The 24,199-nt window shown below is 69.1% G+C and carries 27 protein-coding genes; 22 read left to right on the top strand and 5 right to left on the bottom strand.

Annotation, left to right across the window (positions count from 1 at the left end; genetic code table 11):
- Position 1: 1 nt before the first annotated feature.
- The 6 genes from KXS11_RS16750 to KXS11_RS16725 all read left to right on the top strand — a co-directional run bounded on the left by KXS11_RS16750 (position 2) and on the right by KXS11_RS16725 (position 7,808).
- Positions 2 to 1,543 carry an NAD-dependent succinate-semialdehyde dehydrogenase gene (locus tag KXS11_RS16750; RefSeq protein WP_437386774.1) on the top strand — a complete coding sequence of 514 codons (1,542 nt, stop codon included), beginning with the start codon at positions 2 to 4 and terminating at the stop codon, positions 1,541 to 1,543.
- Between the two features lie 67 nt (positions 1,544 to 1,610).
- Positions 1,611 to 2,483 carry an IclR family transcriptional regulator gene (locus KXS11_RS16745; protein ID WP_437386772.1) on the top strand — a complete coding sequence of 291 codons (873 nt, stop codon included), beginning with the start codon at positions 1,611 to 1,613 and terminating at the stop codon, positions 2,481 to 2,483.
- Positions 2,484 to 2,681: 198 nt separating this feature from the next.
- Positions 2,682 to 3,995 carry an MFS transporter gene (locus KXS11_RS16740; RefSeq protein WP_437386771.1) on the top strand — a complete coding sequence of 438 codons (1,314 nt, stop codon included), beginning with the start codon at positions 2,682 to 2,684 and terminating at the stop codon, positions 3,993 to 3,995.
- Positions 3,996 to 3,999: 4 nt separating this feature from the next.
- Entirely contained in the window at positions 4,000 to 4,776 is a 777-nt protein-coding gene (locus KXS11_RS16735; protein WP_437386770.1) for an SDR family oxidoreductase, read from the top strand.
- Between the two features lie 48 nt (positions 4,777 to 4,824).
- Complete coding sequence (locus KXS11_RS16730) at positions 4,825 to 6,336, top strand: FAD-binding oxidoreductase (protein WP_437386769.1); 1,512 nt, start codon at positions 4,825 to 4,827, stop codon at positions 6,334 to 6,336.
- A 44-nt stretch (positions 6,337 to 6,380) separates the two neighbouring features.
- Complete coding sequence (locus KXS11_RS16725; protein ID WP_437386768.1) at positions 6,381 to 7,808, top strand: FGGY-family carbohydrate kinase; 1,428 nt, start codon at positions 6,381 to 6,383, stop codon at positions 7,806 to 7,808.
- A 7-nt stretch (positions 7,809 to 7,815) separates the two neighbouring features.
- Here the strand turns inward: KXS11_RS16725 and KXS11_RS16720 are convergent, their stop codons facing one another.
- Positions 7,816 to 8,406, bottom strand: a complete 591-nt coding sequence (locus tag KXS11_RS16720; protein WP_437386766.1) for a glycerol-3-phosphate responsive antiterminator — start codon at positions 8,404 to 8,406, stop codon at positions 7,816 to 7,818.
- 110 nt (positions 8,407 to 8,516) lie between these two features.
- Here KXS11_RS16720 and KXS11_RS16715 point away from each other — a divergent pair, with 110 nt between their 5' ends.
- Positions 8,517 to 8,918, top strand: a complete 402-nt coding sequence (locus KXS11_RS16715) for a phage holin family protein (protein ID WP_437386765.1) — start codon at positions 8,517 to 8,519, stop codon at positions 8,916 to 8,918.
- An 82-nt stretch (positions 8,919 to 9,000) separates the two neighbouring features.
- Here the strand turns inward: KXS11_RS16715 and KXS11_RS16710 are convergent, their stop codons facing one another.
- The gene (locus KXS11_RS16710) at positions 9,001 to 10,290 is read right to left on the bottom strand and encodes a LuxR C-terminal-related transcriptional regulator (protein WP_437386764.1); all 1,290 of its coding nucleotides are present in this window, start codon (positions 10,288 to 10,290) and stop codon (positions 9,001 to 9,003) included.
- Positions 10,291 to 10,391: 101 nt separating this feature from the next.
- Between KXS11_RS16710 and hxlB the strand changes: the two genes are divergently transcribed.
- The 5 genes from hxlB to KXS11_RS16685 all read left to right on the top strand — a co-directional run bounded on the left by hxlB (position 10,392) and on the right by KXS11_RS16685 (position 14,115).
- Positions 10,392 to 10,991 (top strand): 6-phospho-3-hexuloisomerase, encoded by a 600-nt coding sequence (gene hxlB / locus KXS11_RS16705; RefSeq protein WP_437386763.1) that lies wholly within the window; start codon positions 10,392 to 10,394, stop codon positions 10,989 to 10,991.
- 103 nt (positions 10,992 to 11,094) lie between these two features.
- A complete protein-coding gene (gene hxlA, locus KXS11_RS16700; RefSeq protein WP_437386762.1) occupies positions 11,095 to 11,721 on the top strand; it encodes a 3-hexulose-6-phosphate synthase in 627 nt (208 codons plus the stop codon).
- A gap of 264 nt (positions 11,722 to 11,985) precedes the next feature.
- Positions 11,986 to 13,500, top strand: a complete 1,515-nt coding sequence (locus KXS11_RS16695) for a carboxylesterase/lipase family protein (protein WP_437386761.1) — start codon at positions 11,986 to 11,988, stop codon at positions 13,498 to 13,500.
- Positions 13,501 to 13,580: 80 nt separating this feature from the next.
- Positions 13,581 to 13,757 (top strand): hypothetical protein, encoded by a 177-nt coding sequence (locus KXS11_RS16690; RefSeq protein WP_437386760.1) that lies wholly within the window; start codon positions 13,581 to 13,583, stop codon positions 13,755 to 13,757.
- Positions 13,758 to 13,950: 193 nt separating this feature from the next.
- A complete protein-coding gene (locus tag KXS11_RS16685) occupies positions 13,951 to 14,115 on the top strand; it encodes a hypothetical protein (RefSeq protein WP_437386759.1) in 165 nt (54 codons plus the stop codon).
- 80 nt (positions 14,116 to 14,195) lie between these two features.
- Here KXS11_RS16685 and KXS11_RS16680 read toward each other — a convergent pair whose 3' ends face one another.
- The gene (locus KXS11_RS16680) at positions 14,196 to 14,945 is read right to left on the bottom strand and encodes a type 1 glutamine amidotransferase (RefSeq protein ID WP_437386758.1); all 750 of its coding nucleotides are present in this window, start codon (positions 14,943 to 14,945) and stop codon (positions 14,196 to 14,198) included.
- Positions 14,946 to 15,072: 127 nt separating this feature from the next.
- Between KXS11_RS16680 and dcd the strand changes: the two genes are divergently transcribed.
- Together dcd and KXS11_RS16670 are read left to right on the top strand one after the other, a co-directional pair.
- Positions 15,073 to 15,663 (top strand): dCTP deaminase, encoded by a 591-nt coding sequence (gene dcd, locus KXS11_RS16675; RefSeq protein ID WP_437386757.1) that lies wholly within the window; start codon positions 15,073 to 15,075, stop codon positions 15,661 to 15,663.
- Positions 15,664 to 15,726: 63 nt separating this feature from the next.
- Positions 15,727 to 16,257 (top strand): hypothetical protein, encoded by a 531-nt coding sequence (locus KXS11_RS16670; RefSeq protein WP_437386756.1) that lies wholly within the window; start codon positions 15,727 to 15,729, stop codon positions 16,255 to 16,257.
- Positions 16,258 to 16,289: 32 nt separating this feature from the next.
- On the opposite strand, the gene KXS11_RS16665 is transcribed toward KXS11_RS16670, so the two are convergent.
- Positions 16,290 to 16,772: a MarR family winged helix-turn-helix transcriptional regulator gene (locus KXS11_RS16665; RefSeq protein ID WP_437386755.1), complete on the bottom strand. Its 483-nt coding sequence runs from the start codon at positions 16,770 to 16,772 to the stop codon at positions 16,290 to 16,292.
- A 45-nt stretch (positions 16,773 to 16,817) separates the two neighbouring features.
- Here KXS11_RS16665 and KXS11_RS16660 point away from each other — a divergent pair, with 45 nt between their 5' ends.
- Both KXS11_RS16660 and KXS11_RS16655 read left to right on the top strand, forming a co-directional pair.
- Positions 16,818 to 17,753: an EamA family transporter gene (locus KXS11_RS16660; RefSeq protein WP_437386753.1), complete on the top strand. Its 936-nt coding sequence runs from the start codon at positions 16,818 to 16,820 to the stop codon at positions 17,751 to 17,753.
- Positions 17,754 to 17,809: 56 nt separating this feature from the next.
- Complete coding sequence (locus KXS11_RS16655) at positions 17,810 to 18,247, top strand: YdeI/OmpD-associated family protein (protein WP_437386752.1); 438 nt, start codon at positions 17,810 to 17,812, stop codon at positions 18,245 to 18,247.
- Positions 18,248 to 18,308: 61 nt separating this feature from the next.
- Here KXS11_RS16655 and idi read toward each other — a convergent pair whose 3' ends face one another.
- Positions 18,309 to 18,848, bottom strand: a complete 540-nt coding sequence (idi, locus tag KXS11_RS16650; protein WP_437386751.1) for an isopentenyl-diphosphate Delta-isomerase — start codon at positions 18,846 to 18,848, stop codon at positions 18,309 to 18,311.
- Positions 18,849 to 18,933: 85 nt separating this feature from the next.
- On the opposite strand from idi, the gene KXS11_RS16645 reads away from it, so the two are divergent.
- From KXS11_RS16645 to KXS11_RS16620, 6 genes are read left to right on the top strand one after another with little or no spacing between them, the layout of a single operon-like run.
- A complete protein-coding gene (locus KXS11_RS16645; RefSeq protein WP_437386750.1) occupies positions 18,934 to 20,007 on the top strand; it encodes a polyprenyl synthetase family protein in 1,074 nt (357 codons plus the stop codon).
- Positions 20,004 to 20,969: a phytoene/squalene synthase family protein gene (locus KXS11_RS16640; RefSeq protein ID WP_437386749.1), complete on the top strand. Its 966-nt coding sequence runs from the start codon at positions 20,004 to 20,006 to the stop codon at positions 20,967 to 20,969. The genes KXS11_RS16645 and KXS11_RS16640 overlap by 4 nt, the downstream gene beginning before the upstream one ends.
- Positions 20,966 to 22,546, top strand: a complete 1,581-nt coding sequence (crtI, locus tag KXS11_RS16635) for a phytoene desaturase family protein (protein WP_437386748.1) — start codon at positions 20,966 to 20,968, stop codon at positions 22,544 to 22,546. The genes KXS11_RS16640 and crtI overlap by 4 nt, the downstream gene beginning before the upstream one ends.
- Entirely contained in the window at positions 22,546 to 22,890 is a 345-nt protein-coding gene (locus KXS11_RS16630; RefSeq protein ID WP_437386747.1) for a lycopene cyclase domain-containing protein, read from the top strand. Before crtI ends, KXS11_RS16630 begins: the two co-directional genes overlap by 1 nt.
- Positions 22,887 to 23,264 carry a lycopene cyclase gene (locus KXS11_RS16625; protein ID WP_437386745.1) on the top strand — a complete coding sequence of 126 codons (378 nt, stop codon included), beginning with the start codon at positions 22,887 to 22,889 and terminating at the stop codon, positions 23,262 to 23,264. Before KXS11_RS16630 ends, KXS11_RS16625 begins: the two co-directional genes overlap by 4 nt.
- Positions 23,261 to 24,127 carry a prenyltransferase gene (locus tag KXS11_RS16620; protein ID WP_437386744.1) on the top strand — a complete coding sequence of 289 codons (867 nt, stop codon included), beginning with the start codon at positions 23,261 to 23,263 and terminating at the stop codon, positions 24,125 to 24,127. Before KXS11_RS16625 ends, KXS11_RS16620 begins: the two co-directional genes overlap by 4 nt.
- The last annotated feature ends 72 nt before the right edge of the window (positions 24,128 to 24,199 follow it).

Here is a 24,199-nt window from a genome sequence, read left to right as displayed (position 1 = left end):
CATGACCATCCTCGACAGCGAGGCGCCCGCCGTCCTCATCGGCGACCTCGACGACACGAGCCGCGCCGGCGATGAGCGGGCGCTCCTCGCGAGCCTCCCCACCGGCATCCTCATCGACGGGGTCTGGCGTGCGTCCTCGGACGGTTCGACCTTCGCGGTCACCGACCCGTCGAACGGCCTGACGCTCCTGGAGATCGCCGACGCGACGCCGGAGGACGGTGAGGCCGCGCTGGCGGCCGCGCACACCGCTCAACGCGAATGGGCACGGACCGCTCCCCGCGAGCGTGCCGAGATCCTGCGGCGGGCGTTCGACCTCGTCACCGCCCGCGCCGACGACTTCGCCCTGCTCATGACCATGGAGATGGGCAAGCCGCTCGCCGAGGCGCGCGGTGAGGTCGCTTATGGTGCGGAGTTCCTGCGCTGGTTCTCCGAGGAGGCCTCACGGGTCTCCGGTCGGTACGCGACGGCGCCCGACGGCAAGTCCCGTCTGCTCGTCACGAAGCGCCCGGTCGGCCCCAGCCTCTTCATCACCCCGTGGAACTTCCCGCTCGCGATGGCGACGCGGAAGATCGCCCCGGCCATCGCCGCCGGGTGCACGATGGTGCTGAAGCCTGCGGCGCTGACCCCGCTCACCTCCCTGCTGTTCGCGACCGTCCTGCAGGAGGCCGGCCTCCCGGCCGGAGTCCTCAACATCGTGCAGACCACGCGCGCCGGTGCCGTGACCGGACCGCTCATCCGCGACCCGCGGCTCAAGAAGCTGTCGTTCACGGGCTCCACCGGCGTCGGCACGCGGCTGATCGCCGATGCTGCGCAGCAGGTGCTGCGGGTGTCGATGGAGCTCGGGGGGAACGCCCCGCTCATCGTGTTCGAGGATGCCGATCTCGATCAGGCGGTCGAAGGGGCCATGCTCGCGAAGCTCCGGAACGGCGGCGAGGCGTGCACGGCGGCGAACCGGCTGATCGTCCACGAGTCGGTGCTCGAAGACTTCACCGCCCGTCTCGTGGAACGCATGCAGGCGCACACCGTCGCACGTGGGACCGCTCCCGCGTCGAAGATCGGTCCGCTCGTGGACGAGGGGACGCGCGCGAAGGTGCACGAGCTCGTCTCGGATGCCGTCGCCGCGGGCGCGACAGTCGCACTCGGCGGCCGTGCCGTGCCGGGCCCCGGGTGGTTCTACGAGCCGACCGTGCTCACCGGGTTGCCGGCCGACGCGCGCATCCTGCACGAGGAGATCTTCGGGCCGGTCGCGCCGATCATCTCCTTCAGCTCGGAGCAGCAGGCGATCGAGCTTGCGAACGACACCGATTTCGGACTCGTCGCGTACGCGTTCACGAAGGACCTCGCCCGTGGCCTGCGGCTCTCCGAGGAACTCGACGTGGGCATGTTCGGGCTCAACACCGGCATCGTCTCGAACCCCGCAGCGCCGTTCGGCGGCGTGAAGCAGTCTGGCCTCGGCCGCGAGGGAGGGTTCGAGGGGATCGACGAGTACCTGGAGACCCGGTATGTGGGCATCGCCGATCCGTTCGCCGGCGGCGCGGCATGACCCTCGACCGACCCGCTCCAGCCTCGGCCTCCGATGGGACGCGGGCGTCGAGTCGTAGGCTGGCGAGATGACTGAGGATGAGCGGGCACCCCGGCGGAACTCCTCGGGGCTCGCACGCGACGTCGAGATCCTCGAGGTGCTCGGCGGTGTGGAGGCCGACCGCGGCAACGGCCTCGGCGTCATGCGCATCGCGCAGCTCACGGGGCGCGACAAGTCGATCATCTCGCGCAGCCTCGCGACGCTGTCGGAGGCAGGCCTGGTGGATCGGGACGTGGAGACGCGCACCTACCGCCTCGGCAGTCGGATCTTCTCGCTCGCCGCGCGCACCCTGGAGTCGACGCTCGCCTCCGAAGCGCGCATGCATCTGCGACGTATCGCTCGGGCGACGCGCGAGACGACCCACCTGTGCGTGCTGCGTGGCGGCAACGTGCTCACCCTGCAGAGCGAGCTCAGCCCGCACGAGGTGCGGAGCACCGGCTGGGAGGGCATCCTGACCGCCGCCTGGCGCACGCCGTCCGGCCGCGTGCTCATCAGCGACTGGGACCGTGGATCGCTGGCGGCCTGGTACGCCGAGCACGGGCAGGACCGCCCTGTCGTCGGGCCCCTCGACCCCTCTATGGCGGCGGCCGGGTTCCAGGTGCTCGAAGCGCCACCGCTCGAGAAGGCGATGGTGCGCGACTTCGATTCACTGCTCGTCGAGCTGCAGCGCATCCGGGAGCGCGGGTACGCGACACTCGACGAGGAGCTCGAGCGCGGGGTCGTCGGGGCTTCGGCGCCGATCGTCGACTTCTCGGGACGGATCATCGCCGCGATCAACGTCAGTGCCCCCAAGGAGCGCATCGGCGGCCAGCTCGACAAGCTGGGGCTCTACGTCGCGGGCGCGGCGGCAGAGCTCTCGCAGCACCTCGGTGCGGTCGGGGTGCCGGCGAGACCGCTCTAGCCCGATCGGGCTGCTTGTACACAAACTGATGTGCTAACATCCCAAGTACATCCGAATATCGACCAGCCTTCTGGGGCTGGTAGTCACTCAGAACTCAGAGAACAGTGGCCCACAGACGCTTCAGGCGTCAGGGCTCGCTGTTCTCTTTTTTTGTCTCCGAATCCTCTGTCCGAAACGTCAACCCACGAAGGAGTGGTCATGAGCAAGGCACGTCGCCTGACCTCGTTCCTCATCCTGTCGATGACCGGTGGTGTCATCTTCCAGGTGGCGTACATCCGCTTCGTCTTCCTCGCCGACACGGCGCACGCCCTCGACCTCACGATCCAGCAGTACGGCGAGATCACGTCGGTGTTCGGCGCCGTCGCCGTCGTCGGCTACTTCTGCGGCGGCTGGTTCGCCGACCGCTTCTCGCCCAAGCTGCTGATCGTCATCGCGCTCGCCGGAACCGGTCTCGTCGACCTCTACCTGGCGACCGTGCCCGGAGTCGTCGGCGTCCTCATCGGCCACATCCTCTTCGCCGTGTTCGGCACCGGCCTGTACTGGTCCGCGCTCGTCAAGTCGATCAGTCTCCTGGGCTCACCCGCCGAACAGGGCAGGCTCTTCGGGTTCCTGGAGGGCACCCGCGGCCTGACGTCGACGATCATCGGCTTCATCGGGTCGGCCATCGTCGCCGGGGCCATCGTCGCGAGTGACGGTGTGCTCACCATGATCCGCATCTACGGCGTGCTCTGTCTGGTCTTCGCGGTGCTCGTCCTCCTCGCCGTCCGCCAGGACCGCAGCGCTGTCGACGCCGCTGAACGTCAGGCCGTCTCGCTGCGGGAACTCCTGGCTGCTGCGCGCAACCGGTACACCTGGCTCATCGGCGGCACCATCATGATGATGTACTGCTTCTACACGCTGCTCGGCTACCTCAGCCCGCTGCTGCAGAACAACTTCGGCGTCGCGGCCGTGTTCATCGGCGTGATCGGCGTCGTCCGCACCTACGTGTTCCAGTTCGTCGCAGGGCCGGTGGGCGGCATCGTCGTCGACCGCGTCACGCACAGTGCGCCACGGTTCCTCCGATGGACCTTCGTCCTCGCGGGCGTCTGCGCCCTCGGCTACCTCGTGCTGCCGCACGACCCGGACCTCGTCTGGATCGCCGTCGCCCTGATGCTCGTGCTGAGTCTCGCGGTCTTCACCGCCCGTGGCGTGTACTGGGCCACCGTCGGCGAGGTCGAGGTCCCGGTCGCCCAACGCGGTGGAGTCATCGGGCTCGCCTCCGGCATCGCCTACCTCCCCGACGCGTTCCTCCCGGCCATCGCGGCCTGGTGGATCGGCGATCCGGCGAACGACGTGCCACAGCAGGGAGGCGGCTACACCTCGATGTTCGTCTTCCTGGTCGTCGCGGCCGCCGCCGGCTTCGTCCTCACCACCCTGACCATGCGCACCAGGGCACGCGACACCGCCCTGCGTGCCGAAACCGCCGAGGTCCTCGAGATCCTCGAACCCACCACCCCCACCCGAAAGGACTGACCTCATGCAGATCACCGACTTCTCACTCGACCTGTTCTCCCTCGCCGGCAAAGTGGCCATCGTCACCGGGGGCAACTCCGGACTCGGGCAGGCGTTCTCGCTCGCGCTCGCGAAGGCCGGCGCCGACGTCTTCGTGCCGAGCGTCATGGACGACGACGGCACCACCCGCCGCCTGATCGAGGCCGAGGGACGCCGCTACGAGTTCCTCGAGATCGACATCACCGGCGACGACGCACCGCAGCGCATCATCGACACGGCCATCGAGCGCCTCGGCGGGCTCGACATCCTCGTGAACTCAGCCGGGATCTGCAAGCTCGCCACGGTCGAGGAGTTCGGCCGTGCGGAATGGGACCCGATGATCGCGATCAACCTCACCGCGCCGTTCGCGCTCGGTCATGCGGCCTCGGCGCACTTCATCAGGCAGCGCTCCGGCAAGATCATCAACATCGCCTCGCTGTTCGCGTTCCTCGGTGGACAGTGGTCGCCCGCGTACGCCGCCACGAAGCACGGCATCGTCGGCTTCACGAAGGCGTACTGCGACGAGCTCGCGCAGTACAACGTGCAGGTCAACGCGATCGCGCCCGGCTACTTCGCCACGGCCATCACCACGGCGACCCGCGCGAACCCTGAGACGAACCAGCGGGTGCTCGACCACATCCCCGCCGGGCGCTGGGGTGACGTCGCCGACCTCATGGGCGCGACGGTCTTCCTCGCCTCGCGCGCATCCGACTACGTCAACGGCCACACGCTCACCGTCGACGGCGGCTACCTCGTCCGGTGACACCGCTCGTCCCACTGATCTGAACACCCTCTGGAAGGAACGCCACCCATGATCAACTCCATCGCCACCCTCGACCGCGCCGACATCCTCGCCGGTCTCGTCGACCTCGTCGGCAGCAGCAAGATCAGCACCGACGAAGCCGAACTCAAGGACGCCAGCGTCGACCGCTTCAAGAAGTACCAGTCCGTCCACGGCATCTACGACGCGCCGACCCCCGTCGCGATCGTCTTCGCGGAGTCCACCGACGACGTCGCAGCCGTGCTGCGCTTCGCGAACGACAACCTCGTCAACGTCGTGCCGCGCACGGGACGCACCGGCACCGAGGGCGGCCTCGAGACGAGCGTCGTCGACACCATCGTGCTCGACGGCTCGCGCATGAAGGCCGTCCTGAACATCGACGAGGAGAACATGCAGGTCACCGTGCAGGCCGGTGTCCAGCTGCAGGTGCTCGAGGACCAGCTGCGTGAGCGCGGCCTCACCACGGGGCACTCGCCGCAGTCGAAGCCGCTCGCCCAGTACGGCGGACTCGTCGCGACACGCTCCATCGGCCAGTTCTCCACCCTCTACGGCGCCATCGAGGACATGGTGCAGGGCGTCGAGGCGGTCTTCCCCGGCGGCGACGTACGCCGTATCAAGAGCGTCCCGCGTCGTGCCGCCGGCCCCGACATCAGGCACATCGTCATCGGCAACGAGGGCGCACTCTGCTTCATCACCGAGGTCACCGTGAAGGTGTTCAAGTACCAGCCGGAGAACAACGAGTTCCACGGCGCCCTCGTCGACGACATGCGCACCGGTATCGCCATCCTCCGTGAGGTCATCACGAACGGCTTCCACCCCTCCGTCGTCCGCCTGTACTCGCCGGAGGACGCGAAGCAGCACTTCGCGCACTTCTCGAACGACAAGTGTGTCGTCGTGTTCGTGGCAGAGGGGCCGGCAGGCATCGTGAAGGCCACCAGCGAGGAGATCCGTCGGGTCATCGGCAAGCACCACCACGAGACGGTCGACCCGGCGCTCATCGAGGCGTGGTTCGACAACCTGAACTGGGGCCAGGACAAGATCGACGCTGAGAAGCGCGTCATGCTCGAGTCGAAGCACCTCGGCTACACCACCGAGGTGTCCGCGGACTGGTCCGCCGTCGGCGACGTGTACGACGCGGTCCTGCGCCGCATCCGGGAGGAGTACCCGCACGCGGCAGACCTCACGATGCTCGGTGGGCACTCTTCCCACAGCTACCAGACCGGCACCAACATGTACTTCGTGTACGACTACCGGATCGACTGCTCACCCGAGGAGGAGATCGAGAAGTACCACATCCCGCTCAACGCGATCATCGTCGAGGAGGCGCTCCGTCACGGTGGTTCGATGGTGCACCACCACGGCATCGGCAAGTACCGTACGCCGTGGACGCTCGAGGAGCACGGCACCGCGTACCCGATCCTCGCGGCGCTCAAGACGGCGTTCGACCCGAACGGCATCATGAACAAGGGCACCATCTTCCCGGCTGCCGGAGCGATTCAGCCGGCCGCCGAGAACGCCGGTTCCGCGGCATCCGTCCGCTGATCCATCACCCCGTCCACCGCTGAACCCGTCCGACTGGAATCACCATGGCCCGCTACCTCATCGGCATCGACAACGGCTCGCAGTCGTCGAAGGTCACGATCTTCGACGAGCACGGCGTCGCTGTCAGCGAGGGCCGTGTGGCGCTCCGGCAGAACAGCACGCCGACACCCGGGGTGGTGGAGCACCCCGAGGACGACCTCTGGGACTCCATCGCCGGAGCCTGCCGGATCGCTTTGGAGGGCTTCGGCGGCGACCGGGCCGACATCGTGGGTGTCGGACTCTGCACCATCCGGTTCTGCCGGGCGATGCTGCGCCCGGACGGTTCGCTCGCTCAACCGGTGCTCAGCTGGATGGACGCGCGGGTGGGGCGGCCGTTCACCCCGGAGCACGAGGACATCCGGTGGGTGACGACCTCCTCCGGGTACATCACCCACCGGCTGACCGGTGTCTTCCGCGACACGGCCGCGAACTACCAGGGTGTGTGGCCGATCGACACCGGGCGTTGGTCCTGGTCCGATGACGACGAGGCGTATGCCCGTACCGGCATGTCTCGCGAGATGCTGTTCGAGCTCGTGCAGCCGGGTGACGTCCTCGGCGAGGTCACCGCCGCTGCCGCTCGGGCAACGGGGTTGCCGGAAGGTCTGCCGGTCGTGGCGACCGCGAACGACAAGGCGGTCGAGGCGCTCGGCTGCGGGCTGCTCGAACCGACGACCGTGCTCCTCTCGCTCGGCACCTACATCGCCGGCATGTCGGTCGGCGACCGCGACATCAGCACCGGCTCGGCGTTCTGGACGAACTTCGGGTCGGAGCCGGGCCGCTACCTGTACGAGAGCGGCGGCATCCGTCGCGGCATGTGGACCGTCAGTTGGTTCCGCGACCTCCTCGGCGAGGCGACCGCGGCTGCCGCTGAGGCTGCCGGGGAGCGCGTCGAGGACGTCCTGAACCGGGAGGCGACGAGCGTCCCCGCCGGCTCTGACGGGCTCCTGACCGTGCTCGACTGGCTCGCTCCCTCGGACGCGGTGTTCCGGAAGGGCTCGATCCTGGGCTTCGACGGCCGCCAGGGCCGAGCGCACGTGTACCGGTCCATCCTCGAGGGCATCGCGCTCACCATGCGGGCGCGCGTCGGAGAGATGGCGGCAGAGCTCGGCACCCCGTACGAGCGCGTCGTCGTCTCCGGCGGTGGGTCGTCATCGGACCTCATGCTGCAGATCCTGGCCGACGTCTTCCAGGTGCCCGCGGTGCGGACCATCGGCGAGAGCGCCGCCGGGCGTGGCGCGGCGATCTGCGCCGCGGTCGCGACCGGGGTGCACGCCGACTTCGCGAGTGCCGTCGCCGCGATGGTCAGCGAACGCGACCGCTTCGAGCCGAATCCGGAGCACGCCGCGATCTATGCGGCGCTCGGGCCGGTCCACGCATCGGTCACGGAGCAGACCGACGTGATCTACCGACAGACGGCGGCGATCGTCGGCTGACCGGTCGTCACATCGACCACACGTCGCGGTTCGATGACGCGACGGCCAATGCCCCGGCGCCCAGGGCCGCCATGACGTCGGCCTTGTCGCAGACCAGACCACCCGCGATGAGCGGTACGTCGAGGTCCTCGCGGAGCCAGGAGATGACGCGCGGCATGCACCCGGGCAGGATCTCGACGAGGTCGGGCTTCGGCTGCCCGACGACACGAGGCATCTGGTGGTAGGAGAAGGAGTCGACGAGGAAGAACCGGTGCACGGCCAGGAGGCCTGCGGTCTTCGCCGCACGGATGAGGTTCGTCTTCGTCGACAGCACACCGTCGACCTCGGTCCGGGTGGCGAGCCAGGTGACGACCACATCGCGCGTGGCGAACCCGTCGATGAGGTCGACGTCGACGAGCACCGTCTTCCCGGCCGCCTTGCAGCGCGCGATGATGTCGGCGATGTCGACGATGGAACCGAACAGCAGGAAGACCACGCGATGTTCGGACGCGAGCACCTCGTCGAGTGCCGCACCGTCCTTGACGCTGGTGACGACGGGGTCGTCGCGCAGGAGCTCGACCAACTCGCCCGTCGTGGCTCGGCGCATCGTCTCAGTCATGCGCCAATTCTCCCTCGGATCCCTGAGCACGACCACCGAGCCGCACTCCGGAGGGCGTCCGGTCCGCTCCCTCTGCCTGCCGAAGGGTCCTGCGCGCTATGGTCGTCACCATGATCAGGTTCCTGTGGAGCATCGCCGTCAGTCTCATCAGCTCCGTCCTCGGGCTCCTGATCGCCGCATGGCTGATCCCGGGGGTGAGTCTCTCGGTCAGCGGGTTCATCATCGCGGTGATCGTGTTCACCATCGCCCAGGGCATCCTCGGCCCGTTCGTGTTCAACGTCGCCCGCCAGTACGCCTCGGCGATCCTCGGTGGGATCGGCCTCGTGACCACGCTCATCTCCCTGTTCATCGCGTCGATCTTCCCCGGCGGGCTGCGCATCGACGGGGTCCTCGCGTGGGTGCTCGCACCGCTCGTGGTCTGGATCGTGACCGCGCTCGGTGGCTGGATCCTCGGGTACTTCCTCATCAAGCGCCGCTTCGGCGACAAGGCGGAGAAGCGCCGGAAGGGCTGACCGCCCCGACGCGACTGCCATCGATCACCGCGCACGCGAGCGGCCGTCACCGCGTGCGGTGGACGACGGGACAGGCCGCGGATCAGCGACCGGACGCGAGGGCGGCGGCGAGCTCCACGCGGCTCGCGACGCCGACCTTGCGGAGCACGTTCGCGATGTGGAACTTCACCGTGTTCTCACTGATCGTGAGCACCTGGGCGATGGCGCGGTTGCGCGCACCGCTCGCCGCGAGTTCGGCGACGCTCCACTCTCGGTCGGTGAGCGCCGACGCCGCACCCGCGCGGGTCTGGGACACCGGTGGTGGATCGAGCGGGAGCGTCACCTGGAGTTCGGAACCCCAGCCGGGCGTCGCCTGAACGTTGAGGCTGCCGCGGAGCGCGGTCACCCTCGCGCCGAGCTGCTGCACACTCGGGGTGTCGGCGGACAACTCGCCCGGACCGTCGTCGCGGATGCCGATGAGGAGGTTGCTGCCGTCGCAGTCCCACTGCACCCGGACGCGTCCGATGGCCGACTGCTCCACGAGGGCGAGCACGGTGCCTCGGACGATCGCGCGGCCGGCGTGCGCGACCTCGCCGGGCAGGGCCCGCCCGTCGACCGGTGGCTCGATGAACTGCACCTCCGGTCCGCCGAACCGGGCGAGCGGGCGGAGGTCCTCCTTCAGCCTGGCGAACGCTCGTCCGACGGGTTCCTCGGCGAGTTGGCGGTCGCGGTCGGTCACGGCGCGCAGTTCGACCATGGCCGCCGAGGCGAGTTCGGTGACCGCGCGTCGCGCATCCTCCGCCGTCGTCTGGCGCGAACGGGTGATCGCGAGGATCGATTCGAGGGTCGTCGCGTGGGCGTCGGTGAGTTCCGCGATCGCACCCGCTCGTTCGCTCGACGCGGTGCGTGAATCGCGCAGGTAGTCGGGCGCGGCTGTCGCGACCTGCTGGCGGATGTCGGCGGCCACGATCTCCCACAGCGCGCCGATGAGGCGGTCGTCCACCGGGCCCTGCGGGTCGGTGAGCACGAGCAGTGCACCGGTCTCGGCGAGCCAGGCGACGATCGGCCGTTCCGCCCCGGCGATGACCGCGGTCGTGGGAAGCAGCACTGATGTCGGCGACCCCTCGTGAGCCGTGGTGTGGCGGCGGGGCGGCGTGACGCGGCGGACGTCGTCGAGCTCGGCGATCGTCACGCCGTCGATGATCGCCGGATCGCCGGCCTTCTTCTTCGGCCTGCCGGTGCAGTCCTCCGTGAAGATGACGAGCGCGGAGTGCGCGACGACGGGTTCGAGCACGGTGGAGAACGCCCCTGCGATCCGCAGGAGCGAGCTGGAGGCGATGGTGGCCAAGCCATGCAGCAGTTCGATCGGGTAGGCATCCGAGCGCTGATTCATGCCCGAACCCTACCCTATCCATGCTGAACCACCCGTTCGGGTAGGGAAGACCGTCCTCCTGGCCAGCGGTGCACCCACCCGGTCGGTCAGAGGATGGAGACATGTCCAGCACCACTGCGGCCCTCGCTGCCACGACCACCGTCCAGGGCGCTCTCGCCGCGATCGACGACGAGCTGCGTGGAACGGTCGCGAGCATCCTCGCCGCTGATCCGGCACCATTCGCCGCGGCTCTCGACCGGCTGCGCAGCGCCGAGCGGGTCTTCGTGCTCGGCGCCGGCCGCTCGGGGCTCGCACTGCGGATGACCGCGATGCGCCTCATGCATCTGGGACTCACCGTGCACGTCGTCGGGGAGACGACCGCACCCGCCATCGCCCGGGGTGACGCGCTGCTCGTCGCGAGTGGCTCCGGGACCACCTCCGGCATCGTCCGCTCCGCGACCACCGCCGTGTCGGTCGGTGCCGGTGTCATCGCGATCACGACCGCACCGGGCTCGCCGCTCGCGGAACTCGCGACCGAGACGATCGTCATCCCTGCCGCGCAGAAGACCGATCATCGCGGGTCGGTGTCGCTGCAGTACTCGGGCAGCCTGTTCGAGCAGGCGCTGATGCTGCTCGGTGACGCCTTCTTCCACGCGCTGTGGCAATCGGCCGGCACCAGCGCGGAGGAGTTGTGGCCGCGCCACGCGAACCTCGAGGAGTGATCCGCGGGTCGTCCGAACCGTTCCCTCGCCCTCTCCTTCCAGTCGTCCCCCCGTGCCGGGTATCCAACCGGCGCACTCCACCACCGAAAGAAAGCAGCACCGCATGAAGCTCCAGGTAGCCATGGACGTCCTCACCACTGAGGCAGCTCTCGAACTCGCCGGGAAGGTCGCACCCTACGTCGACATCCTCGAGCTCGGCACGCCGCTGATCAAGAGCGAGGGCCTGCGCGCCATCACCGCGGTGAAGAGCGCCCACCCCGACAAGATCGTCTTCGCCGACCTGAAGACGATGGATGCCGGTGAGCTCGAAGCCGACATCGCGTTCTCCGCGGGCGCCGACATCGTGACGGTCCTCGGCACCGCTGGCGACAGCACCATCGTGGGTGCGGTGAAGGCTGCGACCGCGCACGGCAAGGCCGTCGTCGTCGACCTCATCGGTGTCGCCGACAAGGTGAAGCGTGCACAGGAGGTCACGGGCCTCGGCGCTGCGTTCGTCGAGATGCACGCGGGTCTCGACGAGCAGGCGGAGCCGGGCTTCACCTTCCAGACGCTCCTCACCGACGGTGAGACCGCTGCCGTCCCGTTCTCCGTCGCCGGTGGTGTCACCGTGTCGACGATCGCCTCCGTGCAGCGGGCCGGTGCGCAGGTCGCCGTCGCGGGTGGAGCCATCTACTCCGCCGCCGACCCCGCAGCTTCTGCGGCAGCCCTGCGGGCAGCCATCACGGTCTAGTTCCCCCTGGGCCAGCGCGGTGCGCTGGACCGAGCGCGCCCCTGTGGCGCGAGCGCGGGTCTCCGGAGACCCGCGCTCGCGCCACAGGGGCGCTGCCGTGGCGGTCCGCCCGGGCTCGGTCGAGCGCACCGCGCTGACGCGACCGCCGGACGAGTGAATGCCGAGCGATGTCTGGGTTTCGCAGGTCCTCGCTGCATACTGGGCTGACGAGGTGACGACGCCTCGGCGCACCACGGTGTGCAGCACCGACCAGGAGGCACACACATGGCGCCCGAATCCCCAGCACCACGGCCCATCGTCGAGACCACGGCCGGCCGCGTCCGCGGTACCACCCGACCCGACGGGTCGACGGCCTTCCTCGGCATCCCCTTCGCCGAGCCCCCGTTCGGTGAGCGTCGGTTCCAGGCACCCGTCCCGAAGGCGCCCTGGGACGGCGTCCTCGACGCCGAGACTTTCGGCGCAACCCCGCAGCGCAAGGCACTCGCCGAGATCACCACCATCCCCGAACCGTCGATCCCGGGGGACTCCACCCTCAATGTCAACGTCTTCACCCCGCAACCGCGCCCGGCCACGGGCGGTGACGGGCTCCCGGTCCTCGTCTGGATCCACGGTGGTGGCTTCGTCGCCGGATCTCCCGCAAGCCCCTGGTACGACGGCCGCGCCTTCAACCGCGACGGCGTGGTGACGGTGACCGTGTCGTACCGCCTCGGTTTCGACGGCTTCGGCTGGTTGCCTGACGCGCCGGCGAATCGCGGCGTGCTCGACTGGATCCTCGCGCTCGAATGGGTGCGGGACAACATCTCGGCGTTCGGTGGTGATCCGACGCAGGTGACCATCGCCGGGCAGTCCGCCGGTGGCGGGTCGGTCATGACACTTCTCACCATCCCCTCGGCCCGACATCTGTTCGATCGGGTGATGTGCGTGTCCGGGGTCCCCGCTGACGTGCCGCTCGCCGACGCACGCGCTCGCACGGAACGACTGGCCGAGCACCTCGGAGTCCCGGCCACCGCGGCCGGTCTCGCGAGCGTCTCGGAGCGCGAGCTGATCGAGGCGCAGGGGTTCGAGCTCGTTCCGGGCGGGGCGGACGACGCGGAGTCGGTGCTGCGTTCGATGACGTCGATGAACGGACGCCTCGGCCTCGGTCCGGTGGTCGACGGCGAGCTGATCGTCGACACCGTCGAGGCCGGTTTGGCTGCCGGTCGAGGCGCTGACAAGCCGCTCGTCGTCGGTGCGACGCGGGAGGAGTTCGCCGGGTTCTTCTCCTCGCGACTCGACGATTTCGCCGAGCTGGAGCCCGCCGGCGCTGTGGTGCTCATGGGCGCCTCACCGGCGGTCGCGGAGGAGTATGCCCGGACGTCGCCCGGAGAGCCGACGGGGATCGTCGCCGGGCGGTACCTGAGCGACGTCATGTTCCGAGCGCGCATCCTCCCGTGGCTGGCGCTCCGTGGCGATGCGCCGACGTGGGCGTACGACTTCGTCTGGCGCTCCGCGGTGACCGGGATCGCGGAGCACTGTCTCGACGTCCCGTTCCTGTTCGACGTGCTCGACGATCCCGACGTCACGCGCGTCGCCGGCCCGAACCCGCCGCAGGAGCTCGCGGACCGCGTCCACGGAGCAGCGGTGTCGTTCGTGCGCACAGGGCGGCCGGGATGGGAGACGTCCGGTCGGCTCGCCGAGCACGTCGAGGTCTTCGACGCCGCGGGTGCGTCGCCGGTCGAGCCGTTCGCCGGAGCGCGCGTGCTCGCGCAGGCGGCGCGGACGGCCGCCGTCGGGCGGTAGTCGATCAGCCGAGTGCGGTCCAGGCCTCCCCGAGTCCGGCTATCGGGCGTACGGTCGTGGCAGACAGGACGGAGACACACATGTCAGACCCACGCGACGAGATCCCGGACCCGATCGGAGACGCCAAGGAGGCGATCTCACGAGCGCTGCCCGACAACGCACCAGAGCGCGACGATCCGATGGCGGCCCCGAGTGATGACGACCCGCGCGTCGAGCCCGGCGACGGCGACCCCGCGGACCAGCCCGGTCTCCTCTGATCCGTCTGCAGGTGTGCCGGCGCGGTGCGCTGGGTCGAGTGCAGGTGAACCGGTGCCAGCGCACCGCGCTGGCACACGACACATGCGACACGCGACGCGCGCGTAGCGGAACCGGGGCTGCGGATGTCAACCCCCGAGACGGAATCTCCCAGCCCCCATACGGTTGGTGCAGTTCTGCGAAAGGAGCTGCACCATGAACATCCTGCTTATCATCGTCATCGTCATTGCGGTCGTTCTCGCCATCACCGGTGGTTTCGTCCAATCCCTCAACTTCCTGCTGTGGGTCGGACTCGTCCTGCTCGCGATCGCGATCATCGCGTTCTTGATCAGGACGATCACGGGACGCAAGAGCGTCTAGCACCAAGCTTCTCAGCACGGCGGAACGGCCGGGACCTCAGGGTCCCGGCCGTTCGTCATGTGTCCGTGAGCGCGGGCTGGTCAGCGCAGCGACGGATCGACACTCGCCCGACGGAGGATCGCGTCGGCGAACGCCCCGAACAGTCGGTCGCCGGCCTCTCGCACGGCCCCGGCGACTTCTCGGTACGCCGCCCGCAGCCGGAGAGCCTCTTCGGCCGCCGTTCCGTGCACGACGGGGAGGTCACGGAGCATCGACTCCTCCGTCAGCCACGCTCCGAGCATCTCCTCGTCGACCTCGAGGTGGAACTGCGTCGCGAACACCCGGTCGTCGATCCGGAACGCCTGGTTGGGCGTCGACGGCGAGCAGGCGAGCACGACGGCCCCTGGCGGCGCCTCGACGACGTCGCCGTGCCAGTGCAGCACCGGCAGCAGTTCTCCCGCGAGCCCCAGTTCGCTGTCCACGAGCAGCTCCACATCGCCGACGCCGACCTCGTGCGCCGCGGCCGAGTGCAGGGTGGCGCCGAGCGCCGTCGCGATGAGCTGATGCCCGAGGCACACCCCGAAGACCGGGATGCCGAGGACTGCGGCGTCGCGGACCAGTTGCGCCTCGAGACCGAGCCCCGGATGCTCGTCGACGTCGAGCGCTCCCATCGGTCCACCGAGCAGCACGAGGCCGTCGAATCCGGTGACCTCGCGCGAGGTCGGCAGTTCGGGGTCGTCGACGATGCAGTCGAGGGTCCAGTCGATGCCGGCGGCGGTCAGCACCTCACCGATGACCGCGGGCTGCTCCCATGGCACGTGCTGGAGGATGAGGACGTGCGGTCTGGTCATCTGGCGCCTCCCGGTCGAGGTGACGGTCGTCCGTCGCGGCGCGGAGCACGCGGGTGCCGTCGCCTTGCCAGCAGCGTAGCGAACGGCCCCGCCGAAACGCCCGGGTCCTGGCCGATACACTGGCACCGTGCTGCTCTCGGACCGTGACATCAAAGCTGAACTCGCCGCCTCGCGCATCGCGCTGGACCCGTACTCGCCGGAGATGATCCAGCCCTCGTCGATCGACGTGCGGCTCGACCGCTTCTTCCGTCTCTTCGACAACCACAAGTACCCCTTCATCGATCCCGCAGAGGATCAGCCGGAGTTGACGCGCCTCATCGAGACGCTGCCGGACGAGCCGTTCATCCTGCACCCGGGGGAGTTCGTGCTCGGCTCCACCTTCGAGCGCGTCACACTGCCGGACGACGTCGCGGCACGCCTCGAGGGCAAGAGCTCGCTCGGTCGCCTCGGCCTGCTCACGCACTCGACGGCCGGCTTCATCGACCCCGGTTTCACCGGGCACGTCACCCTGGAGCTCAGCAACGTCGCGACGCTGCCCATCAAGCTGTGGCCGGGGATGAAGATCGGACAGATGTGCTTCTTCCGTCTCACCTCGCCGGCGGAGCGCCCCTACGGTTCGAGCGAGTACAGTTCGAGGTATCAGGGACAGCGTGGACCCACCGCCTCCCGTTCCTTCCAGAACTTCCACCGGACCGACGTCGGCGAGACGCAGCGCTGAAGTCCGACTGAGGCGGTCCGTCCGCAGCCGTGGTGTGTGGTGGACCCGTAGAAAGGCTCCGCCATGAGCACGTCTGAGCGTCCCGACTTCGCCCGCGCCGTCGTGGCCCATGAGCCGACACCGCTGTACCCGCGCCGGATGGTGCGGTTCGGGCAGTTCGTCGGCTCGTGGAACGTGCACTCCCGTCGTCTGGACGAGCAGACCGGCGAGTGGGTCGAGTCCGACTTCCTCTGGCTCGTGTCGTACATCCTCGAGGGACGCGCGGTGCAGGACGTGCAGCTCGTCGCGAACGATGCCGAGCCGTCCGGGTACGAGACGTACAGCACCGCTGTCCGCGTCTACGACCGGGTGATGGGCGCGTGGCGCGTGAGCTACTTCGAACCACGACGTGGCGAGTTCTGCCAGCTCGTCGCGACGCCGCACCGCTCGGACGGGATCCGTCAGGACGGCACCCGCAACGACGACAAGCTCATCCGGTGGAACTTCAGTGCGATCACCGACGACTCCTACACCTGGGAGAGCTGGGTGTCCGACGATGAGGGCGCGACCTGGTGGCTGCAGGAGCACAACGAGGGTCGCCGCGTCGAGGGGTGACGGTGTCGCAGGGTCTGCGCGTGCGGCCCTGATCAGACTGCGGTGGCGAGGCGTTCCAGGAGGGACGCGAGCTGTTCGCGCTCCGCGGGACTGAACGACGCGAGGATGCCGTGCTCGGTGGCGAGGTGGTCGGGGAGCGCCTGCTCGATCACCGTCCGTCCCTCCGCGGTGAGTGCGACGACCGTCCCTCGGCCGTCCACCTCGCTCGGGCGGCGGGTGACGAGGCCGCGTTCGACGAGTTTGTTCACGCGCTGGGCGATGGCGCTGGAGGTGACCATCGACCAGTGCGCGAGGTCCTTCGGCGACAGCTCGTGTGGCGTCCCGGCGCGGAGCAGGGTCGCGAGGACGTCGAAGGACGCGCTGTCGAGTCCATGCTCGGCGAACGTCGCGCCGAGGCGGCTGTCGACGGCGCTCGCGGCGCGGGAGAGCCTGCCGATCACCGCCATGGGGGAGACGTCGAGGTCGGGTCGCTCGGCGTGCCACTGGGCGAGGATGTCGTCGACGCGGGTGTTCACGGTCCGATCGTAGCATTTCACTAAGCGGTGAGCTATTATTGCTCAGTGCTAAGCAATCAATTCCGGATCACCGCCGTGACCGCCATCGCCCCGATCACCTGGGGCACGACCTACCTCGTCACGAGCGAGCTCCTCCCACCAGGCCGGCCCCTGCTCGCCGCCGTCCTGCGCGCACTCCCGGCCGGCCTCCTCCTGCTCGCACTCACGAGGACCCTGCCGATCGGGTCATGGTGGTGGCGGTCACTGGTGCTCGGCACCCTCAACATCGGAGCCTTCTTCGCGCTCCTGTTCCTCGCCGCCTATCGGCTGCCCGGCGGGGTCGCCGCCACCATGGGGGCGATCGGACCGATCCTCGTCGCGGTCCTCGCCAGCCTGCTCGTCGGAGAACGGCTGACGCTGCGACGCGTGCTCGCGGGCGTGGCGGGCATCGGTGGCGTCGCGCTCATCGTCCTCCAGGCGGACGCGGCACTCGACCTCGTCGGCGTCATGGCGGCGCTCGCCGGAGCGGTGTCGATGTCGCTCGGTGCGGTGCTCAGCAAGCGGTGGGGGAGGCCCGAGCGGGCGAGACGATTCGGGAGGGCGTCGACCGGGCCGGTGCCCGGTCTCGCTGTGACCTCCTGGCAGCTCGTGGCCGGTGGGCTCGTCCTCATTCCGGTGCTGCTGCTCGTCGAGGGGCTGCCGAGTGGACTGCCGGATGCCACGGCCGTCAGCGGATACGCCTACCTCACCCTCGTCGGGACGGCGCTCGCCTACGCACTCTGGTTCCGAGGCATCGGTCTGCTGCCCGTCGGTTCAGTGTCCTTCCTGAGCCTGTTGAGTCCGGTCGTCGCGGTGTTCGCCGGCCTCTTCGTGCTCGGGGAGGCGCTCTCGCTCGGGCAGGTGCTCGGGGTCGCGGTCGTCGCCGCCTCGATCGTCGTGGTCTTCACCGCGCCGAACGTCCCAGCGAGACCCGCGCCCGGCAGTGCCACGCGCCCCACCTGACGCGCCCCGCCGCCTGGGGGTGTCCGAAGCCCCCGAGCGTCGACATACTGGGCATCATGAAGTTCCAGACCGTCATCGAACTGCAGGGCAACAACACCGGCATCCTCGTCCCGGACGCCGTGGTCGAGAGCCTGAACGCCGGCAAGCGCATCCCGGTCGTCGTCACCGTCGGCGACCTCACCTACCGCAGCACCGTGACGCCGATGGGTGGCAAGTACCTCATCGCGCTGAGCGCCGCGAACCGAGCCGCGGCCGGGGTCGCCGGTGGCGACGTGGTCGACGTGGAGCTCGAGGTGGACGACGCACCGCGGGTGTTCCCGCTCCCACCCGAGCTGGACGCCCTCATCGCCGACGATGCCGCTGCGCTCGCCGCGTACGACGCGCTGTCGTTCAGCAAGCAGCGTGCCCTCGCCGAGCCGATCGCGCTCGCGAAGACCGACGCGACGCGCGACAAGCGCATCGCCGCAGCCCTCGAGGCCCTCCGCGGCGCCTGACGCTCACTGACTCGCCCGAAACGGTTCCACATCGGGTCGATTCGGCGCGGATCCGGGCGACTCAGCGTGTGGCGGCGAGCAGCGGGACGACGAGCGGCAGCTGGAGGGTGAGCCAGGGGCTGAAAGCGAACGGCGCACGCTCGACCGATTCGAGCAGTGCGGCCGGCTCAGCCCACGCCCACTCCATGACCTCGTCGGGGTTCGGCGCAGGCACGGCCTCGGTGCGGGCGATGTAGACGGGGCAGATCTCGTACTCGACGACGCCGGAAGCGTCCACGGCGCGGTACCGGAAGTCGGGGAGCACGAGCTCCGGCGCCGAGATCGGCAGACCCAGCTCGGCGCTCGCGCGACGCAGCACCGCGTCCACGCTGTCCTCGTCGGGGCCGGGGTGACCGCAGAAGGAGTTCGTCCAGACACCGGGCCAGGTCAGCTTCGACAGCGCACGTCGCGTGACGAGGATGCGGCCGTCGGGGCCGATGACATGGCACGAGAACGCGAGGTGCAGCGGCGTCTGCTCGGTGTGCACGGTCGCCTTCGGCGTCGTGCCGATTCGGGAGCCGTCCTCTGCGAGGAGGACGACGAGTTCTTCGGGAGCCGACATGCCTCCATTGTCCCCGACTCGGGGCTCGATCGCGAATATGCAGCCAGCGTACTAATTTTCCCGCTCCGTGAAGTAGCCTCGTGACATGGAAACCCACCACGTCGTCGACGTGCCCTACCGGGCACAGCAGCACGTCGAGGATGCGCTCGTCCGGTTCCTCGACCTCGCGAAGACGCAGGCTGTCAGCTTCGGCGGAGCCGGCTACCTGCGGCTCTGGGAGACCATCGAGCGGAGCATGGCCGGCGGGAAGCGCTTCCGTCCACGCATGGTCATGACCGCATACGAAGCGCTCGGCGGAACGGACGTCGTCGCCGCAGCGCACGTCGCCGCCTCCTACGAACTCCTGCACACCGCGCTCATCATCCACGACGACGTCATCGACCGGGACTTCGTGCGGCGCGGCAGCCCCAACGTCTCCGGCAGCTACCGCGACATCGCCCGCACCGCGGGGATTCCGCTGCCCCTCGCCGAACACCGCGGCATGTCCGTCGCCGTCATCGCCGGCGACCTCGCCCTGAGTGCCGCGTATCGACTCATCGACCGCGCAGGCACCGAGGACGCCGTCCGGAGTCGGCTCCGCGAGATCCTCGACGACACGATCTCCGCTTCGGCAGCCGGCGAACTCGCCGACGTCGACTTCACGGTCGACGGCGTCGTCCCGAGCGTCGACGACATCATCCGCATGGAGCGCTTGAAGACCGCGTACTACTCCTTCGAGGCGCCGCTGCAGTCGGGCGGTGTCCTCGCCGGCGCACCGGAGGCGACGATCGACGCGCTCGCGGCGTTCGGACAGCAGATCGGGATCGCATACCAGATCGTCGACGACGTGCTCGGGGTGTTCGGCGACGCCCGGACGACCGGGAAGACGACGATCGGCGACCTGCGCGAGGGCAAGTACACGGTGATGGTCGCATTCGCTGCTGAGCGCCCCGAGTGGCGCGAGATCGAGCACCTGTTCGGCGATCCGGAGCTCGACGAGGACGGCGCCGCGCGCATCCGCGAGGTGCTCACCGCGAGCGGGGCCAGGCAGCACGCGATGCTCCTCGCCGGCGACTACGCCAACCGCGCATGGGAGCAGCTCGCGAGCCCCAGCATCCCCGCACCGCTCCGAGCAGAACTCCGTCCCATCGTCCAGACCGTCCTCGAGCGCTCACGATGAGTGCCGCTGAACCGTCGCCGACCGGCAGCACGCCGACCGGTGCGACGGGATCCGTGACCGACGGCCGAGACCTCTACGACCGCGTCGCCCAGGAGACCGCGAGCATCGTGATCCGGCGGTACTCCACGTCGTTCGGGCTGGCCGCGAGGCTGCTCGGCCACGAGATCCGTCAGGACGTCGAGAACGTCTACGCGCTCGTCCGCATCGCCGACGAGATCGTCGACGGCGTTGCTGCGACGGCCGGGCTCCCGCCTGAGCGTGTGCTCGGTCTGCTCGACGCACTCGAGCGCGACACCGAGGATGCGATGGACACGGGGTACAGCAGCAACCTGGTCGTCCACGCCTTCGCCATCAGTGCTCGTTCCGCGGGCATCGAGCGCGACCTCACCCGTCCGTTCTTCGCCTCCATGCGAGCCGACCTGTCGCGCACCGAGCACACACCGGAGACGTTCCGCGAATACGTCTACGGCTCGGCCGAGGTCGTCGGGCTCATGTGTCTGCGCATCTTCCTCCGCGGCCACGACGTCGACGACGCTGAGCGCGCGGCGTTCGTGGTCGGCGCGCGAAGCCTCGGTGCGGCGTTCCAGAAGGTCAACTTCCTCCGCGACCTCTCGGCCGATCACGACGAGCTCGGCCGCAGCTACTTCCCCGGGGTGTCCGTCGACGACCTCACGGAGGCCCAGAAGCTCAGCCTGCTGGACGACATCGACGCAGACCTCGACCGTTCGGCGGCCGTCCTCAGCAAGCTGCCGAAGTCGAGTCGCCGAGCGGTCGCGCTGGCGCAGGAGTTGTTCGCCGAACTCGCCAAACGGATTCGAGCGACGCCCGCCTCCAAACTCGTACGCACGCGCGTCCGGGTGCCCGATCCGGTGAAGCTGCGCATCGCGGCCGGAGCGCTCGCGGGCCGCACGCCGACGACCTCCATCCCCACCACCCCGACCGACGAGAGCACAGACCGATGACCCCAGCACCTGGCCGGACCGTCGTCATCGGCGGCGGCATCAGCGGTCTCGCCACCGCAGCCCTCCTCGCGCGCGACGGACAGCGGGTGACCCTGCTGGAGCGCCGTGACGCGCTCGGTGGGCGCGCAGGCACCTGGGAGCAGGACGGCTTCACCTTCGACACCGGCCCGAGCTGGTACCTGATGCCGGAGGTCTTCGAGCACTTCTACCGGCTGCTCGGCACCTCGGCGGCGGAACAGCTCGAGCTCGGTCGGCTCGATCCTGCGTACCGCGTGTACTCCGAGGGTCGCGACGGCCACCTCGACCTCGCCGCCGACCGCGCCGGCAACGTGGAGCTCTTCGAGTCCGTCGAACCCGGTGCGGGCGCCGCGATGGACGAGTACCTGCGCAGCGCGAAGGAGACCTACGAGATCGCGGTCCGCAGCTTCCTGTACACGACCTTCGAGTCGTACCGGACACTCGCGAGCCGTGAGGTCCTGGCCCGGTTGCCGAAACTGGCGAAGCTGCTGACGGAGGACCTCGACACCCTCGCGGCCCGCACCGTCACCGACACCCGACTCCAGCAGATCCTCGGCTACCCGGCCGTGTTCCTCGGATCGTCCCCCTTCGAAGCGCCGAGCATGTACCACCTCATGAGCTACCTCGACCTCGAAGAGGGCGTGCTCTACCCGCAGGGGGGATTCTCCCGCATCATCGAGACGATCGCCGAACTCGCGCGCGCCGAGGGGGTGGAGATCATCACCGGCGCCGAGGTCACGGGCATCACGACGATGCCCGCCGGGCGTCGTGCGCGGGTCGACGGTGTCGCCTACCTCGACGCCGACGGGCGTCGTCAGCTGCTCCGCGCAGACCGCGTGGTCTCGGCGGCAGACCTGCACCACACCGAGACGAAGCTGCTCCCGCCGGAGTTGCAGACCTATCCGGAGTCCTACTGGGAGCGGCGGACGGCCGGCCCCGGCGCCGTGCTGGTCATGCTCGGTGTGCGCGGTGAGCTGCCAGAACTCCTGCACCACAGCCTCTTCTTCACCGCCGACTGGCGCGACAACTTCGGCCGCATCTTCGGGGAGCAGCCGAGCGTGCCGAACCCCGCGTCGCTCTACGTGTGTCGGCCGAGCGCGAGCGACGCCGGGGTCGCGCCCGAGGGCCACGAGAACCTGTTCATCCTCGTCCCCGTCCCCTCGGACCCGTCGATCGGTGGCGGGGGAGACGCGCGTGTCGCGGAGATCGGCGACGCCGCGATCGCGCAGATTGCCGAGTGGGCCGGGGTTCCGGACCTCGCGGACCGCATCGTGGTCCGGCGCGATGTCGGTCCCGCTGATTTCGTGACGGACCTCAACGTCTGGAAGGGCACCGCGCTCGGTCCGGCGCACATCCTCTCGCAGAGTGCGATGTTCCGAGCAGGGAACGTGAGCAAGAAGGTCGACGGCCTGTTCTACACGGGCGGGTCGACGATCCCCGGCATCGGCCTGCCGATGTGCCTCATCAGCGCCGAACTCGTGGTCAAGCGGATGCGCGGCGACCTCACGACCGGGCCGATGCCCGAGCCGCTGCTCCCGCGCCCGATCGCGGAGGGTTGATGGGCTTCGTCTACCTGCTCGCCCTGCTCGTCTCCGTCACGGGCATGGTCGTGCTCGATCGGCGCTTCCGTCTGTTCTTCTGGGCCGATCGTCGGCGGGCGGCGATCATCCTGCCCGTCGGCGTCCTGTTCTTCCTCGTCTGGGACCTCTTCGGCATCGGTCTCGGCATCTTCTTCCGAGGGGAGACGTCCTTCATGACCGGGCTCCAGATCGCTCCGGAGCTGCCGGTGGAAGAGGTCCTCTTCCTCACCCTGCTCTGCTACCTCACGATGAACCTCTTCGGCGCTGCGCGTCATGCACTCGGCCGGCTGCCGTCGCGTTCGGCGAACGAGGGTGCCCGATGAGCTACTGGGCGTTGAACGCCTGCTTCCTGGCCGTCGTGGTGATCGCGGCGGCGGCTGCGATCGTGCGACTGCGGAGGAGCTCGACACGGGCGTCGACCCGCGGACTGACGGTGTCGACCTGGCTGCTCGCCGTCGGCGGCGGCCTCGTCGTGCTGCTCCTCATGACGGCGCTCTTCGACAACATCATGATCGGCATCGGCCTCGTCGGCTACGACCCGGCACTCATCTCCGGAGCATTCATCGGCATCGCCCCGCTGGAGGACTTCGCATATGCGATCGCCGCCGCTGTGCTGCTGCCGTCGCTCTGGGTGCTGCTCGAGCGCAGACCGCCACTCCCGTCCGCCCACGCCCCGCTCCAGGAGGATCAGGCATGAATCGTCTCGGACAGCTCGTGCTGTCGTCCCGCCCACTGTCCTGGATCAACACCGCGTACCCGTTCGCCGCAGCGTACCTGTTGACCACACGGGAGCTCGACCTGACGTTCTGGCTCGGAACCCTGTACTTCCTCATCCCGTACAACCTCGCCATGTACGGCATCAACGATGTCTTCGACTACGAATCCGACCTCCGGAACCCGCGGAAAGGCGGGGTCGAGGGTGCCGTGCTCGATCGTGGGCTCCACCGCCTGACGATCACGGCGGCCATCGCGACGAATATTCCATTCCTCGCATATCTCGTCATCGTCGGCTCCCCGCTGTCGTGGGTGGTCCTCGCGATCAGCGTGTTCGCGCTCATCGCCTACAGCGCGCCGAAGCTGCGATTCAAGGAGCGGCCCTTCCTCGACTCGCTCACATCGAGCACCCACTTCGTGAGCCCAGCCGTCTACGGCCTCGTGCTCGCGGGAGCCGTGTTCACCCCGGCGCTCTGGGCGCTGCTGCTCGGATACTTCCTGTGGGGCGTCGCCAGCCACGCCTTCGGGGCCGTGCAGGACATCATCGCCGACCGGGAGGGCGGCATCGGCTCAGTCGCGACGGTGATCGGTGCTGCGGCGACCGTGCGCTTCGCGTTCTTCGCCTACCTGGCGGGCGGGGCGCTCATGCTCGTGACCCCGTGGCCGATCCCCTTGGCCGGACTGCTGGCACTGCCGTACGCGGCGAGCGTGCTGCCGTTCTGGAACCTCCGCGAGGACGAGGCCGAACGCGCGAACGCCGGCTGGAAGCGCTTCCTGCGGCTGAACTTCCTGACCGGGTTCCTCGTGACGATGCTCATCATCTGGTACTGGGCCCTCACCGGCTGACACGCGCTCCAGCTGGCCCGGGCGCGTCTGGGATCTCCCCAACTCAGGAAGCCGTCGGCGTGTCGCGCCGCG

The organism is Plantibacter flavus (assembly GCF_051487245.1).
GTDB lineage: Bacteria > Actinomycetota > Actinomycetes > Actinomycetales > Microbacteriaceae > Plantibacter > Plantibacter flavus_B.
This window is presented reverse-complemented; position numbering and strand designations above follow the sequence as displayed.